Below are 15654 nucleotides of genomic sequence, written 5' to 3'. Positions count from 1 at the left end.
AGGCGCTAATGATGTCATATACACGACGTGTATTAACGAAGGAGCAGAAGGAGCAGTTTGAGCAAGAAGGTTTTTTGATCGTGAAGGGTCTATTTGCTGAGGTTGATGTGCGGATCATCGAAGAGACGTTTGAGATGATGAGCAGGCAGACCATACCAGGTCATTTCGAACCTCAATTGGATGCTGACGAGAGCGATCCGCTCGCACGTTATCCACGTGTGATGCACCCGCATCGATTTAATGATACAGCAAAGCGTTATATGCTGCATGCACCTGTGCTGGATGTCTTAAGGGATCTCTATGAAGAGGAACCGCTAGCCGCACAGAGTATGTTCTACTACAAGCCGCCTGGCTCCAGAGGTCAAGCGCTGCATCAAGATAATTTCTATCTTAAGGTCGAACCGGGCAACTGCATTGCAGCTTGGACGGCGATTGATGCGGCGGATGAAGAAAACGGAGGCATGCTGATAGTGCCCAAGACGAACAAGTATGACATTGTCTGTCCTGACCGTGCTGATCAACAGGAATCCTTCACAACCCATTACGTTAAGCCGCCCAAAGATCAGCAAGCGATTCCAGCCGTCATGGACAAAGGCGATGTTCTATTCTTCAATGGAAACCTCATTCATGGTTCCTATCGCAACAAATCAAAAGACCGGTTCCGCCGCGCATTCATCTGCCATTATGCGAATGCATCAGCATCGATGATCGGAGAATTCTATCGGCCATTATTCCGCGCTGATGGATCAGAGGCCGAGATGGGAATCAATCCTGACGGTGGACCGTGCGGTGTGTTATTCGCTACGGCGTATCCCCATTAACCGCAACAACTATCTACGTTCAAGGGATCGATTGAACCAAGGATCAAGCTTTCCTTTTCGTATGTGAACTAGGACCTTTTTCATATGCGATTACGACCTCCGACGATCATGATCAGCTGGAATAAATTAGCGATCGATGGTTACAATCCCTTTATTTTATGCGGCTTACGTGAGAAATTTGGCTTTTCTCTCGATGCAGATGCACCTTCAAACCATGACATCTATATGACTTTTTTCCTATGCAAGTGCAATGTTCAGAATATTTTGGAAGTTTTATTTCAATAAGTATGGTATCCTTTGAGAATATCATACTTTTTTTGCGTTGAATGAAAGGAACGGAATGACCCATGGAAGCTTCATACATTGTTGAATCCAAAAAAAGATGCCTGGAGTCAGGGCTGATCCCGAGCGCTATCCCTTTCTCGAGGAACCGTCTAACTAAAGAAGAGCTCCGGAAAATTCGGAATATGTATAGTGAAGTCATATCAGCAATGGATTTTTTTGGAAAGAAGACCAGCTCGCAGCTTGAGGGAATTCCGATCCTCATTGCGCTGACAGATGGTCGGGGCTATATCATTGATTTTGTAGGTAATAAGAAGATTCGTAGTCTGTTGAACGAGGTTGGGATGGAGGTTGGTTCCCAGATGATCGAAGAAGACTTCGGGACCAATGCCGTTCATCTCGCACTACAGGAGCAGAAACCGATTGAATTACTTGGCACCAACCACTTTCATGAATATCTGTATAATACAGCTTGTTACAGTATTCCATTTCAATTTCAACACGCCGATCATCTGGCAGGAACGGTATCGCTGATGACTTTCATTGAGCACCATAGCAGCTTCGCGCTACCGCTTCTCTCGAATATGGTGGACTCCATGGAACGTGAAATTGAGCTTCGGCGAACGAACCATAATAAAGATATTATGAATCATACCCTTATTCGTAGCGTGAATAACGGCATTATCATCACGGATGCGGAAGGGACGATAACGGAATGCAATCAATTGATTGAGCGGATTATGAATCGTAAGCGTTCTTCCATGATTGGACTGTCGATCATCGACTTTGAACCCTTTGCGAGTTATATGTGCGATGTCGTCCTGTATGGTCTGCGATTTGAAAATCAAGAATGCACGTTCTTGCTCTCAGCGAATAAGCGTATTACATGCATACTCGATGCGATCCCCGTCGTAAATGACCATCAGGAATTGACCGGGGCTTATTTGCAACTGCGCGATATTACGGAGCGAAATGAGCTGGAGAATCAGATGTTAACGTATGAGAAATTTTCGGCGATTGGGAAGCTGGCCGCTGGCATTGCTCATGAGATTCGCAATCCGTTGACATCAATCATGGGATTTATTCAATTGCTTCGGGAGAAGCCGTTGTCCCGTGAAATGCATGTTCGTTATCTGGAGATCGTCTACGGTGAATTGTTGGACCTCAAGCGCTTGGTGTCTGATTTCGTACTAATGGCGAAGCCGAGCTCGCCGGAGAAACGGGATCACATCCTGCAGGATGTTGTGATCGAAACGGTGCAATTCATGACGAGTCAAGCCAATTTCAGCAATATTATCCTAACGACGGATTTATGCGAGACACCGCTCCCGATCTTTATCGACTCCATTCAAATTAAGCAGGTGCTGATCAATCTCATCCAGAATGCGTTCGAAGCGATGCCGAAGGGTGGACAAGTCGATATTCGCTTGACCTGCAATAAGAAGCAGAATACGGCTGTCGTTACGATTCGAGATTACGGCGTCGGCATTTCGAAGGATCAGATGAAGAACGTCTTTAACCCATTTTTTACGACGAAGGAGAATGGGCTGGGACTTGGGCTCTCGATCTGTTATCGGATTATTGAGAATCATAACGGTAAAATACAAATGAAAGCCAATGAGGAGCGGGGGACACAGTTCAGCATTACGCTTCCGCTGCCCAAATAACGATAGAGCCTGTACCTCATGCATAGCATGGTGTACAGGCTCTATTTAGTTGGTAGCTTCGAGAAGCTCAACTTCATCTAACGGGAGATTGACGCGAAAGATCGAGCCTTCGCCTAATGTGCTGCGAACTTCAAGCGACCCGCCATGATCTTGCGCGATTTTCTGGCAGAGGGATAAACCGAGCCCTGTGCCGTTATCTTTGGTCGTATAGAAGGGGTTGAATATTTTGGCGAGATGATTTTCTGCAATGCCGCACCCTGTATCTCGTATTTCGATAATGACTTTGTGATTGATCTGTACGACCTGGATGTAAATGTCCCCAGGCTCCTCCATCGCTTCAAACGCATTGCGGACAAGATTAAGTAAGACCTGTACGATTTTGTCACGATCCATATGGATGAATAAAGGGATTCCGATCGGCTCGTAATAGATCCGATGACCACGGAATGCCGCTTCTGACTCCACGAGATATAATAGACGGTCCATCACATGGGCAATTGGCTCCGGCTTCATATTGCCGATATGCGGCTTCGAGAACTGCAGGAATTCTGCGGTTAATTCATTCATCCGTGTGATCTCGCTCATGATGGTGTCGAACCAAGGCCGGATATTGTAATCATGATGCATCGAGATCTGCATGAACCCTTTGATGGTGGTTAGTGGATTACGAATTTCGTGCGCCATTCCAGCCGCGAGTTCCCCGACGGCTTTGAGCTTCTCGGTACGGAACATATTCTCTTCCCGCTTGAACCAGAGCTTGCGTCGGTTCTGGAACAGCTTCTCTTCTGCGAATGTAATAATCTCTTGCGCACTTTCTGCTTCCTGAGGGAAATGCGTTGTACTATGCGTAACTTGGAATCCTAGCATATTCGAATCCAGCACATCCGCAATTTCTTGATGAATGTTATCAAAAGGAGGTAGGACAAGTGCGAACCGATCTCCGGCATATCGGGACATTGCTTTGGCATTCGGAAAATACGTGCGTAATAACTGAGCGATTTTGGCTAGAATTTCATTCCCGTTCTGGGTGCTCTCGTGGTTGATGGATTTAAAGTCTTGTAGGTCTAAGAGGAGCAGCACAAAAGGTTCTTTGCGTTTGACGTCATTCTGAATGGATTTCATATAACCTTCATAGTTGAGGAGTCCAGTGACGGAGTCATGGGTGCTAAGGAATTGGAACTTCTCACGAAGTCGTTTCTTCTCAATCTCGGAGACGTGGACAAAGTAGTAGAGGAGGAGAACGATGACGAAAGTTAGAATATCGAATATCGACACGAGCATCTTATAGGTGTTGAAAGGATGATACGTAAGACTAATTAATGTGTATTGCATCGCGTAGAGCAGCGTGGTGAGCACGGAGTCTCTAAATTTGGTCTTACGCTCCACGGTGAGAATGATCAGAATGCAGTAGAGCAGCTGGCACCAGTTCAGACTGCTGCTCCAATGGAATACGCCAAGGAGAACAATTTGGAATGGCTGCAACTGCGGGAATTTCTTGTCGAGTAAAATGCTGGACAGAAATAGACATCCCGTGATGATTAAGAGATATAAGTTGGTTGCGGTTTGAAGAAAGATGGACGATAAAATGACGAATATACTGATGGAGGGAACAAAAAATTGTCTGATTATATTAATAATCAATCTCACACACCCCAGACTCGCAAGGATCGATCAAATCTACTTCGATTCTATTATAAATGAGAAAAGTTCAAAAGAATATCGAAAGTTGTCGAGTCTTTCGGCATAAAAATACGATCTTCTCATACGGTGAGAAGATCGTATTAAGCGTTTTTCATATTGAGAAAATGTATAAGTTTTCAGGAAGCCTTATAGAAATTTGCGCGCTTGTTTTCTGCCGTCGTAGGTAAATAGCACTTTTTTATCTTCGACAAAGGTCTCGAGATGAACGGGTTTGCCCCATAGTTGATACACAAATGGCAGTGTCCGCTCCAAATATTTCAGATCAAGCTCAATCCCCTCGTACTGATGCTTCAGATAAATTTCCCCGGTTCGCATAAAATCGCCATCCTGTACGACCAGGAACGGGAATCCGCCATTCACACGAGAATAGACCAGCTGATCGCGAATATTCATCCACGCTTTGTCGGTAATTTTCCACTCGTTGCCCTTCTTCTCGAAAACATAGAGGTCCAGATCCTCTGTCAGCTGCTTCGTCAAATAATTGCGGATGAAGGATGTATCGGAATCAAGCTCCCTCACTTCAAAAATCTTCGATCTTCCCTGGCCCGGAACACGATGCAGCCGATCACGCTCCTCTTGGGTTGGCTGATCCCAGCGGCGTTCAATGTCTTCGAAGATTTTGAGTCCCAAATAATAAGGATTCAGGCTGTTCCTCGACGGTTGAACGACCGATGAATTCAGCTTAGCAAACTCAACAGTCTCATCGCTCGTGAGGTCAAGCTCGCGGATGATGCGTTGATGCCAGTAGGAAGCCCAGCCTTCGTTCATGATCTTCGTCTCCAGCTGCGGCCAGAAGTAGAGCATCTCCTCACGCAGCATCGACATGATGTCGCGCTGCCAGTCCTCGAGAATCGGCGAATATTCTTGAATGAACCAGACGAGATCCTTCTCAGGCTCTGGCGGAAAGGTGCGGTTGGTCTGCGGATCGGATTTACTTAGAATATTTTTCGGATCCAGATCCCACAGGTCATCGTATTCACCTGGCTCTTTATACGCATTTGCTTGGTCTTTGGCTTGTTGAATCCGTTTCTCTGTATATCGCTTCTTATCAAGACGCTGCGGCTTGATGAGCTGCGGATCAATATGCTCTTGAATCGCGAGTACGGCATCGATGAAATTCTCGACGGCTTCCGTGCCGTGTTCGAGCTCATAGCGGCTTACCCGTTCCGCTGTGGCGGACATGCTCTCCACCATATTGCGGTTCGAATTGGAGAATCGGATGTTATTCTTGAAGAAGTCGCAATGGGCGAGGACGTGAGCCACAATCAGCTTGTTCTGAATAAGCGAGTTCCCATCGAGCAAGAACGCATAGCAAGGATTCGAGTTAATGACGAGCTCATAAATTTTGCTTAGACCGAAATCATATTGCATCTTCATCTTATTGAAAGTTTTTCCAAAACTCCAATGGCTGAACCGCGTCGGCATGCCATAGGCGCCGAAGGTGTAGATAATGTCGGCCGGGCAGATCTCGTAGCGCATCGGATAATAATCGAGCCCGAAGCCGTCGGCGATCTCCATAATCTCGGCAATGGCAAATTCCAGATCTCGGATTTCCTGCGTCATGATCGCGTCGCCCCTTCCGGTGATTTGTGAAAGAACGTTTTGAGCGCTTTATAGACCTCGCCCTTCTCCTTGATGACATAGTGCATGAAATTCGGCTTATTGATATGTCGGTAAGCTGACATGAGTGTACTGCTGCGGTTGTATTGGTTCACCTCGCCGTAGCCGAACATATTGCACCGTTTCAATAATTCATCGATCAGTTTGACGCATCGATCATTATCGGACGTCAGGTTGTCGCCATCCGAGAAGTGGAACGGATAGATGTTATAGTTCGCGGGCGGGAAGCGGCGATCGATAATTTCGAGGGCCTTGAGATAAGCGGAGGAGCAGATCGTCCCGCCGCTCTCGCCGCGCGTGAAGAATTCATCTTCGGTTACTTCCTTCGCTTCCGTATGGTGCGCGATGAACACAATTTCCACTTTCTCGTATTGCTGGCGGAGGAAGCGGGTCATCCAGAAGAAGAAGCTTCGCGCGCAATATTTTTCGAAGCTGCCCATGGAGCCAGGGGTCTCATAATGAACTATTTTTGATTGCGAGGCGATGAGGCTAGAATGACAGTTGCCAGGGTGTGAGGTGTACTAGCTTGGTCCGCATTGTCATATGTATAAGAGAGAAGGTCGGATAACGAATTGACATAGGGGGAGTCCAGTGATGCGGTATTTTCTTAGCGCAGACGGCGGCGGAACCAAGCTGACCGCGGTGCTATTCAATGATCGCTCTGAAGTGCTGGGCGTGGGTCAGGGACAAGCGATCAATTATGCTTCTCAAGCGGATATCGCCGAGTCGATCCGGAGCTGCCTGACATCATGTCTTCATGGATATGTCGATCGCGGGATCACGATCCAGAAGGTCTACTATGCTATGCCGGCTTCAACTGCGATGTTCCTTGAGATTCTTCGTCAGTATGTGAGTGTGGATGCCGCAGCTTGGTTAAGCGAAGGCAAAATGGCGCTGCTGGCGGGACTGGGGCAGCCGGAGGGTGTCGTGGCGTTGGCTGGGACAGGCTCCGGCGTGTTCCGTGTAACGGACGAAGAGCTGCATATCGGCGGTTGGGGGCATCTCATAGGCGATCCGGGCAGTGCCTATGAAATCGGACGGGAGATCATCCAGTCTGTGCTGCGGCATATCGAAGGCCGTGAACCGGCAACCTTGCTCACGCAGCTGTTCATCAACGCATGGCAGGTGGAAGATCGGGAAGCGCTCATCTACCATGTCTATCGCGCGGCGAACCCACGGCGGCAGATTGCACTGGCCGCCGTCTTAGGCGCAGAAGCTGCAGTGCAAGGGGATGCGCTGGCTCGGGACATCTTCGAGCGGGCTGGCGAAGCGATGGCAGAGCAGACGAATGCCATGCTGCGGAAGTATCGGAAGGACGACGAAGTGATGGTGATGATCGCAGGAAGCGCATGGAAAGGGTGCCGAGCGATGTACGACCGCTTCTGTACGAAGGTCCAGGAAGCGCACCCGACTGCTCAGGTCCGAATACCACGGTGCGAACCGGCATTAGGCGGATTATTCGCACAGCGTCTTGCCGAAGCGGCTGGCGGTAATGGCCAGCTGGCAGACGCATCGATGCTGCAGTCTATCCAGGATCGATATCCATCGTTGATGTATAACACGCTATGGTGAAGAGATGCGAAATGGAGTGGCATTATGAAATCGGAGGGGTACTTATGTTGATGGATCGATATTTCGAAGCGATTGAGACACTGCAGGCGCGTGTACGATCGACGCAGCGGAAAGCGATTGTACAAGCTGCGACCGTCATTGCGGAAGCATCGGCGGTAGGACAGGCTGTTCATCTCTACGATACAGGGCATATCGTGGATCATGAACTCATTCGCAGGGCTGGAGGATTGCTGCTCATGAAGCCGCTACGGGCTACACTTCATGTGGATAATCCGGTTCGGAAGCGCGACCTGTACGGGAAGGAACGCTCGATGGAAGGGCTCGGCGAATATTTCCTGCGCGCTTCGAATGTCATGCCGGGGGATGTATTGATTATGGGTTCGGTCTCGGGCAAGAGCGTGGAGGCCGTCGATATCGCGCTCGCAGCCAAAGAAATGGGTGTGAAGCTGATCGTACTAACGTCGTTAACCTACTCATCTCAAGTCAAGTCCATGCATTCTTCGCAGAAACGGTTGTTCGAGATCGGGGATATCGTCCTGGATAACGGAGCCCCGCTCGGGGATGCACTGCTCGAGGTGGAGGGACTTGGGACAGGCATTTGCCCGGCTTCGGGGTTGTCGGCAGCGTACATCATGTGGGCGGTAACAGCTGAGACCATCGACCAGCTGATGGCGAAAGGACTGACCCCTTCGGTGTATAAGAGCTATAATTATGCAGATGGATGGGCATACAACGACGAACAAGAGAAGGCATACGCTGAGAGCGGTTATTGATCAGATGTTAGGCAGGATCGCCAGGGCTTCCCTGGCTTTTTTGATTTTTTGCGACAACGTGGGTGCCTAAGGGACAGGGCGCATGAGACAAGTTCGGCTGCGCATACACTTCAGTATGACCATCAGGGGAGGCGGTCCCTTGCTATATACTGTTAGTGAAACATTCGGCGATAAACCTATCGCAGCGTGGATTGAAACACGGTTCAAATCGTATGTCCTCGAACATTACGGGGTGAAGATTCAGGTGAGCGTGAACCCGGTCTCCGCGGATACGAACGTGTCGAAGGGGGCGGACAGATGCAGTCAGAGACTCGAATCCGATGCGCCATCTACGCGAGGGTAAGCACAGATCAGCAAGGAGAATCGATCGAGAATCAGATTAGTCAATGTGAGGAATATATTCATCGCCTTGGCGAGCAGTATGATACTTCGAATATTGTCATCTATCGGGATGAAGCGGTATCCGGGTATTATACGAGTGTCTTCGATCGGCAGGAGATGAAGCGGGCGATACAAGCAGCAAGGGAGCAGGTATTCAAGCTGCTGGTCTTCAAGGAAGTTAGCCGGGTCGGCCGGGATAAGCAGGAAAATCCGGCCATTATCGGAATGTTCGAACAATACGGTGTGCGTGTGGTGGCGATAAATGATAACTATGATTCGCTGAACAAAGATAACATTACCTTCGATATTCTATCGGTCTTGTCTGAACAAGAGAGTAAGAAGATATCATCTCGGGTAAGCAGCGCGAGGAAACAAAAAGCACGTCGCGGACAATGGAGCGGAGAGCCGCCGATCGGCTATCGAATCCATGGGGAAACGCAGCGGCTCGTGATTGATCCGGAATATTGTGAGATTCCTACGTTAGCTTTTGCGCTGTATGTTCATCAGGGTCTAGGAACATTTCGCGTAGCGGAGGAGCTGAACAAGCGAGGATACCGCACGAAGAACGGGAATCAGTGGACACGGGAGAACGTGAACAAAATGCTGCGCAATCAGGCTTACATCGGACATGTGGTCTATGGAACGCGTCGCAATCAATTGAAGCGGGAGTATGATGACACAGGCAAAATGTCCAAGCGCAAGGTGCAGGTCCGCATTCCCGCATCGGATTGGCAGGTCATGGAGCATGCGCATGAACCGCTTGTCGATGCTGAGATGTTCCAAGCCGCGCAGCATATCCTGGCGGACAGAGGGAAGAAAGGGGCTCCTCGACGTGCGTATCATCCTCTGACAGGATTATTGTATTGCGGTCATTGCGGGAAGCGGATGGTCTGCCAGAAGCGTTCGACCAGCGCCAAATCGTACCGTTATTATGTCTGCTCTACAGCGCACAAATATGGCCGAGGGGCATGTTCGCAACCCAATGTGGAAGCCGACCAGCTGGAAGGGGCCGTGCTGGATGCGATTCGGAAGCGATTGGCTCAGGTGGACAAAGGCCAATTGCGGTTCACCTATGACCGCCATCAGGATCTGGAGCGACTTCGGGGAACGTTAAGCGCGAAGCTGACCCTGCGGGCTAAGCGGCACAAGGACCAAGTAGACTTATTCCATCAGCGTGAGCTGTTCGATGCGAATACGTATGAGCAGCAAATGCGTTCATTCCGAAGCCAGCTCGAACAGGTGGATGAGGAAGTGAATGCGATCGAACATCAGATTGCTGCGCTGGAGGAACGTCCGGCTTCGGATTCAGCACTCCATGAATACTATGATTTTTTCGTAGACTTGAAGCTTAAGGATGATGCGGAGATGCGGGTTTTGTTCCATGAACTCTTGGATCGTGTGACGCTCTCTTCAAGCCATTTAACGATTTCCTATCAGGTTCATTTTTGCAGAGAATAAGCCTGCCCCTTATGCTAAAGGTATTCACGAGGAGGAAAAAAGAACGCCCATCGCATCTGATTGTCAGAGTCGATGGGCGTTCTTTTGTTCATATCGAATATTCTATGTTCGAGCCGAAGCACCTCGAGATTAAGCGTTACGCATAAGGACAATACCGACGGTTTCCGGACCGCAGTGGCTGGAGATAACACAGCCTGCCTCCGAGAGCAGCACTTCGTGTGCCTTGGTCTCGCGCAGTAATATTTCGCGAATCTTCACCGCTTCTGTCTCTGCGAGTGAGTGGGTGACGGAGACGGTAGCGCCATCCAGTTGGTCTTTGAATTTCAGCGCATTTTGCACAAGCTGATCAAAGGCCTTTTCGCGTTTGCCGCGGATTTTGGAGGCGAGAATCATTTTGCCGTCTACGACCTTTACGACAGGACGGATCTTGAGCAAGCTGCCGATGAAGTTCTGCAGACTGGAGCAGCGGCCGCCCTTATGCAGATAATCGAGCGTATCGATAATAAATTCAACTTCGATGCGTTCGCGCGCTTCGGTTATCATTTGCTCAATTGTCTGTATGTTATGCCCTGTTTCGGCAGCACGGGCAGCTTGAAGCACGAGGAGACCAATCCCGGTCGATAAATTGCGTGAATCGATGACGACAACACGTCCTTCTGGGAACTCATCGGCTGCTATTTTTGCATTCTGGCATGTAGATGATAGTTCGGTTGATATACCGATGAAGATCACGTCATGTCCTGCTTCAATCGCAGGGGTGAACGCCTTTATGAAGTCGCCTGGCGAAGGTGCAGCCGTCTTGGGAAGACTACCGACGATGTCGACTTTTTGATAGAGCTGGATCGGTGTGATATCCTCGCCATCACGATAAGCTTCTTCACCAAAGGTTACATACAAGGGAATAATGCCGATTTGATATTGTTCGCGTAACTCAGGCGGCAAGTCACAAGTGCTGTCTGAGAAGACCCGAATGTTAGACATGAAGAACAACCTCCTGAAATGAAAATATGTAAGAACAATGTTCTCATTATATACTACGAACCTAAAAATAGAGTAGGGAAATGTTAACAATAGAATTGTGCGATTCTATGAGGGGTATATGAACAGTCCGAGAGGATCAGAGATTCATATTTTAGTAGTATATCGATCAGAAAGGAAGTGTTCGGTCTATGGCAGAGGTAAAATGGAGTTTGCGGGAGCATGTAAGGCGGATTCGTAACTTTGTTAAAAATCATGTTGGAGATCGTGTTCTTGTTGCTTTGTTCGATGGCACCCTTCTAAGGGGGCGGATCTTATCAGCAGGCAGAAGCTCATTCCGAATGCGAGTGAGACGGCGCGGGCTCAACATTATCGTTGTCATTCCTTTTTTTCGTGTGAGATTCATTCGTTTGTTATAGGTTATTGGAATCCTGTGTACGTGTAGGAATAAAAGGGGATGAACATATGTCACGAACGATGACACCATCCGATATTCGTGATTTCTGCAAACAAAACGTCGGCAATCGCGTCAATGTGGAGCTGCAAGATGGTACCGGCTATACAGGACACATTGTTATGGCGACGACAACGATGTTCAGCATTCGGTATCGCCACCATGGCCGAACCGTCATTACGAAGATCCTATTCAACACCGTTGATTACGTAGAGGCAGAGCCCTATTAGGACAAGGCCTCATGATGAATGCATGGATAGCCCGCAAGCAGCCCGTTCCATTCGAACGGGTTGTTCCGTTATAATGTGATTTACATAATGACATGGTATATAAAGGAGACCCTATGCGCATTCAATCTTTTCCACCGATCATGAACGACGAATCGACTATATTGATATTAGGTTCCATGCCCGGCGTTGTCTCGCTGTCGCAGCATCAATACTATGCGCATCCTAGGAATCATTTCTGGCGGATTCTCTATGACTTGTATCAAACTCCGCTCGAGATGGACTATGATCGGCGCATTGCTTTTGCATTATCTAGAGGAATCGGGTTGTGGGATGTGTTAGGGGAATGTATTCGGGAAGGGAGTCTCGATTCGAATATTCAAGAGGCGGTACCCAATGACTTCATTTCGTTATTCCAAGCGTATCCCCGCATTACCCATCTAATGTTCAATGGAGCGAAGGCATATGAGGAGTTCACACGTCGGGTTGCTCCTCAGCTTGATCTGGAGGGGAAGAAGCTGCACAAGCTGCCTTCGACAAGTCCAGCGCATACGATGGCTTATGTGAGGAAGCTCGAAGCATGGAAGAATGAGATCGTCTGGATATGACATCCATCTAATTTCCGTATGGAAAAAAATGAATTAATGGCCTTGTTGGCGAAGGAATTTAAGTTAGGCTGTCGAAATAACTTAGAAATATTGCTGATATCCTATGACAAAGGGGGGAGCGGGTTCTCGTCATAATCGAATATCCGAGCAAAGGAGAAGATGCATGGCAACCGTTCAAGAGCGAACTGTACAGGCCCGGGCCGAAGTGATTACATTGCCCACCTATGAATTGTTGCGTGAGGATCTGAACCCCATTCTGGATAAACATTTAAATCCCTATCCATATACGATGCAGAATCATCGGAATGCCGTCAGATCGATGAAGACGTATGATGCGGTTATATTGGAGAATGAATATTTGCATTTAACGTTCCTGCCAACCTTGGGCGGACGGCTGTACCGAGCCGAGGATAAGCGAACCGGCAAAGAGTTCCTGTACACGAACAAAGTCATTAAGCCGCGTATGATTGGGACACGCGGCGCATGGTTCTCTGGCGGGATGGAATTTAATACACCGATCAGCCATTCGCCGACGACGATGGACCGCGTCAATTGTCTAGCGTTGAATCATGCCGATGGCAGCAGCTCGGTGATCTTTGGCAGCATCGAGCAGATCTCTTATATGAATTGGAAAATAGAAATCAAGCTCTATCCAGGCCAAGCCTATATGGAGCAGCGTGTCTACTTAACGAACCCTACCCCGAAGGAAAATCGTTTTTATTTCTGGACGAACACCGCAGTATCCTACAACCAGAGCGTCGAGCTGATCTATCCGTTCGACTGGTGCCTCAATCATATCGATGCGAGCTATTTGAAATGGCCGTTCTACCTACATCACGATTGCAGACAAGCAAGTGAAATTCCTTATTCCTATGAAACATTCGGCAAGCTCATGAATCATAACTTCTGCGGTATTTACAATCACGAAGAACAATATGGTGTCGTGCATTATGCAGACCGTAAGAAAGTGAAAGGCGCGAAGTTTTTCTCATGGGGCAATGATGCCAATGCGCACGCCTGGACGCGTTCGCTAACCGATGATGATTCCGCTTATATTGAAATGCAGAGCGGCCTGTTCGAGAGTCAGATGGTCTATAAATTTCTACGGCCTCACCAGACCTTAACGTGGACGGAATACTGGTATCCTGTCTCGGATATGAACGGGTTCCGCTATGCGGAGAAGGAGGTCGCTGTCCAGTTCGAGACCTCAGCCTCGGGAATAACTTTTACATTCGCGGCGACAGAGAAGCTCGAGGCATGCTTGATTCAGTTGACATGCTGCGGGGAGCAGCAGCAAGCGGTTCGGGATTTGACGCCAGATCAGAATGTGCGAATGACATTCTCCCTTAGCAGACCCCTCGGTGAGGATTCGTTCCAATTGGATCTATATTGCGCAGGCAGGCGGATCTTAAGCTTCGGCGAGCGGGATGAATTCACATTTGAATATCCTGACCATGCGTTGTTTGAAGACTCACGAAATGTTGTAAGTGCGGAGGATCAGGAGAAGCACTACAAGATGGGTGAGCTAAAGGAATCATTAGGCCAATGGGCGGAAGCGGTCCAGCGATATGAAGCAAATCTCGTGAAGTACCCTACTTGTACTTTGACGCTTAATCGTTTGGGGCAGCTCCTGCTAGCTCGATTAGAGCCACAACGAGCCATGGGGTATTTCATTCAGGTGCTGCATTACGATAATCGGAACAGCAAAGCCAGATTCCATCTTGCGCTGGCAGAGAAAATGCTCGGTAATCGCAGGAAGGCAAGGCGGCTATTGCTCGATATTGCTGCGGATGCAGAATACGCGCAGGCATCCGCGATCGAACTCGCGAAGCTGAATATCTCGATGAGTCATTGGAAGGAAGTGCAGTCAAGCCGCGAATATTTGCTGGAAGGCAGCGACCCTTATCGTCGTACGTTGCTGGCTGCTGCGTATCGGCATAATGGCATGCTGGAGGCCGCGGAGCGTGTGCTCTCGGATCCTGAAGATGCCTATCCATACAGCCCGATGCTTCGGATGAACGAATATGTGCTTGTTGCGCGTTATCTTATTCGCAAGGATGATGCTGTACGATCGGAGCTTCTACGCTATACCTGTGGTGATGAGCGGATTCTGCTGCCGATCGCGCTTGATTATATGGAGATGGGACTGCATCAGGATGCAGCCGAAGTAGCAGCGTTAGTCGCAGAGCCTTCGATGAAGACCAGCTTCATTAAGGTCGGTCTAACTGATGCGGTAACTGCGGAGGAGCGGAAACGACGTCTGGAGAAGGTGCTATCTGCATCGCTTGATTATATTTTCCTGAATGAGCCTCAGCTTGTGTTGATGGCGGAACGGTATCGCAGTCTGGATGATTCAGGCAAGCTTGACTATCTCGTCGGGAATTACTACTATGCTGTTGGCCGTCTGGAAGAAGCACGATATGCTTATGAACGGGCCTATAACAGCGGTCTCCGATATTCTGTCTTGCTTCGCAACCTTGGCTTCAAGATCTACTACGAACAACTGCAGGATATGGCGCTAAGCGAAAAAGTGATGGCGGAGGATGTTGCTCTGAACGGTGGCGCGAATGTCGATTGTCTTCTTGCGCTGGATCAGATTTATATGCTGTGGCAAGATTTTGACAGGCGCAAGCAAATGATTGAGCGAATGGAGCAATTGGACAACCGGTCGCTCGTTCTAATTGCGCTTGTTGAAGCGTATAAAGCTATGGGGGATGAATCCAAGGCTTGGGCGATTCTACAGCAAGAGGAATTCGAGAACTGGGAAGGCAAGGAGCTGAGTGGCCCTTGTTATCGCGATTTTGTCATTCATATGGCGATGAAGCATCTGAATGAGGGGCAGCTGGAACTCGCAAGGCAATGGATCGATCGTGTGGACCAATACCCCGCCAATTTGAATTACGGAGACTCCAAACGGGTGTCTTTATCCGAAATGTACTATTACAAGGCCATGATTTACCGCAGGCTAGGAGAGATGGAAGCAGCTAGACAATGGTTCAGAGCGGGATATTTAGAACATAACGAAGAGACCGTGGCTCAGGATGAGCGAAGTCCAATCTATCGCATGCTGTGCTTACAGGCGCTGCAGCAAGGCTAACGCGTTCACATGGAG

12 protein-coding genes and 1 pseudogene are annotated in these 15654 nt (G+C 48.7%); 9 read left to right on the top strand and 4 right to left on the bottom strand.

Annotated features, from left to right (window positions below; all coding sequences use genetic code 11):
* Nucleotides 1-11: 11 nt before the first annotated feature.
* Complete coding sequence (locus tag GCU39_RS17595) at nt 12-821, top strand: phytanoyl-CoA dioxygenase family protein (protein WP_152397305.1); 810 nt, start codon at nt 12-14, stop codon at nt 819-821.
* A 491-nt stretch (nt 822-1312) separates the two neighbouring features.
* Nucleotides 1313-2770 (top strand): ATP-binding protein, encoded by a 1458-nt coding sequence (locus GCU39_RS17590; RefSeq protein ID WP_227793250.1) that lies wholly within the window; start codon nt 1313-1315, stop codon nt 2768-2770.
* 45 nt (nt 2771-2815) lie between these two features.
* Here GCU39_RS17590 and GCU39_RS17585 read toward each other — a convergent pair whose 3' ends face one another.
* The 3 genes and pseudogenes from GCU39_RS17585 to GCU39_RS17575 all read right to left on the bottom strand — a co-directional run.
* A complete protein-coding gene (locus tag GCU39_RS17585) occupies nt 2816-4417 on the bottom strand; it encodes an ATP-binding protein (RefSeq protein ID WP_227793249.1) in 1602 nt (533 codons plus the stop codon).
* A gap of 180 nt (nt 4418-4597) precedes the next feature.
* Nucleotides 4598-6034 (bottom strand): SpoVR family protein, encoded by a 1437-nt coding sequence (locus GCU39_RS17580; protein ID WP_152394708.1) that lies wholly within the window; start codon nt 6032-6034, stop codon nt 4598-4600.
* Nucleotides 6031-6543: pseudogene (locus GCU39_RS17575) on the bottom strand (DUF444 family protein); the annotation flags it as partial. The gene GCU39_RS17580 and the pseudogene GCU39_RS17575, both read right to left, overlap by 4 nt.
* Nucleotides 6544-6685: 142 nt before the next feature.
* Here GCU39_RS17575 and GCU39_RS17570 point away from each other — a divergent pair.
* The 4 genes from GCU39_RS17570 to GCU39_RS17555 all read left to right on the top strand — a co-directional run bounded on the left by GCU39_RS17570 (nt 6686) and on the right by GCU39_RS17555 (nt 10275).
* On the top strand, nt 6686-7663 hold the full coding sequence (locus tag GCU39_RS17570) for a BadF/BadG/BcrA/BcrD ATPase family protein (RefSeq protein ID WP_152394706.1): 978 nt from the start codon (nt 6686-6688) through the stop codon (nt 7661-7663).
* A 44-nt stretch (nt 7664-7707) separates the two neighbouring features.
* Complete coding sequence (locus GCU39_RS17565) at nt 7708-8436, top strand: sugar isomerase domain-containing protein (protein ID WP_193726528.1); 729 nt, start codon at nt 7708-7710, stop codon at nt 8434-8436.
* 139 nt (nt 8437-8575) lie between these two features.
* Entirely contained in the window at nt 8576-8779 is a 204-nt protein-coding gene (locus GCU39_RS17560; RefSeq protein WP_152394704.1) for a hypothetical protein, read from the top strand.
* Entirely contained in the window at nt 8734-10275 is a 1542-nt protein-coding gene (locus GCU39_RS17555) for a recombinase family protein (protein ID WP_152394703.1), read from the top strand. The genes GCU39_RS17560 and GCU39_RS17555 overlap by 46 nt, the downstream gene beginning before the upstream one ends.
* A gap of 129 nt (nt 10276-10404) precedes the next feature.
* On the opposite strand, the gene GCU39_RS17550 is transcribed toward GCU39_RS17555, so the two are convergent.
* Nucleotides 10405-11256 (bottom strand): DegV family protein, encoded by an 852-nt coding sequence (locus GCU39_RS17550; protein WP_152394702.1) that lies wholly within the window; start codon nt 11254-11256, stop codon nt 10405-10407.
* 462 nt (nt 11257-11718) lie between these two features.
* Between GCU39_RS17550 and GCU39_RS17540 the strand changes: the two genes are divergently transcribed.
* From GCU39_RS17540 to GCU39_RS17530, 3 genes are all read left to right on the top strand, one after another.
* Entirely contained in the window at nt 11719-11937 is a 219-nt protein-coding gene (locus tag GCU39_RS17540) for a hypothetical protein (protein ID WP_152394700.1), read from the top strand.
* A 113-nt stretch (nt 11938-12050) separates the two neighbouring features.
* Nucleotides 12051-12542 (top strand): DNA-deoxyinosine glycosylase, encoded by a 492-nt coding sequence (locus GCU39_RS17535; RefSeq protein ID WP_152394699.1) that lies wholly within the window; start codon nt 12051-12053, stop codon nt 12540-12542.
* Nucleotides 12543-12705: 163 nt separating this feature from the next.
* On the top strand, nt 12706-15639 hold the full coding sequence (locus GCU39_RS17530) for a DUF5107 domain-containing protein (protein ID WP_193726527.1): 2934 nt from the start codon (nt 12706-12708) through the stop codon (nt 15637-15639).
* Nucleotides 15640-15654 lie beyond the last annotated feature (15 nt).

This window comes from Paenibacillus guangzhouensis (genome assembly GCF_009363075.1).
In the GTDB taxonomy this organism is placed as follows: Bacteria; Bacillota; Bacilli; order Paenibacillales; family Paenibacillaceae; genus Paenibacillus_K; species Paenibacillus_K guangzhouensis.
This window is presented reverse-complemented; position numbering and strand designations above follow the sequence as displayed.

What these genes read in the sequence shown, in the direction of transcription:
- GCU39_RS17595 (WP_152397305.1), top strand. Translation starts at nt 12, where the DNA reads ATGTCATATACACGACGTGTATTAACGAAGGAGCAGAAGGAGCAGTTT.
- GCU39_RS17590 (WP_227793250.1), top strand. Translation starts at nt 1,313, where the DNA reads ATGGATTTTTTTGGAAAGAAGACCAGCTCGCAGCTTGAGGGAATTCCG.
- GCU39_RS17580 (WP_152394708.1), bottom strand. Translation starts at nt 6,034, where the DNA reads ATGACGCAGGAAATCCGAGATCTGGAATTTGCCATTGCCGAGATTATG.
- GCU39_RS17570 (WP_152394706.1), top strand. Translation starts at nt 6,686, where the DNA reads ATGCGGTATTTTCTTAGCGCAGACGGCGGCGGAACCAAGCTGACCGCG.
- GCU39_RS17565 (WP_193726528.1), top strand. Translation starts at nt 7,708, where the DNA reads ATGTTGATGGATCGATATTTCGAAGCGATTGAGACACTGCAGGCGCGT.
- GCU39_RS17555 (WP_152394703.1), top strand. Translation starts at nt 8,734, where the DNA reads ATGCAGTCAGAGACTCGAATCCGATGCGCCATCTACGCGAGGGTAAGC.
- GCU39_RS17550 (WP_152394702.1), bottom strand. Translation starts at nt 11,256, where the DNA reads ATGTCTAACATTCGGGTCTTCTCAGACAGCACTTGTGACTTGCCGCCT.
- GCU39_RS17540 (WP_152394700.1), top strand. Translation starts at nt 11,719, where the DNA reads ATGTCACGAACGATGACACCATCCGATATTCGTGATTTCTGCAAACAA.
- GCU39_RS17535 (WP_152394699.1), top strand. Translation starts at nt 12,051, where the DNA reads ATGCGCATTCAATCTTTTCCACCGATCATGAACGACGAATCGACTATA.
- GCU39_RS17530 (WP_193726527.1), top strand. Translation starts at nt 12,706, where the DNA reads ATGGCAACCGTTCAAGAGCGAACTGTACAGGCCCGGGCCGAAGTGATT.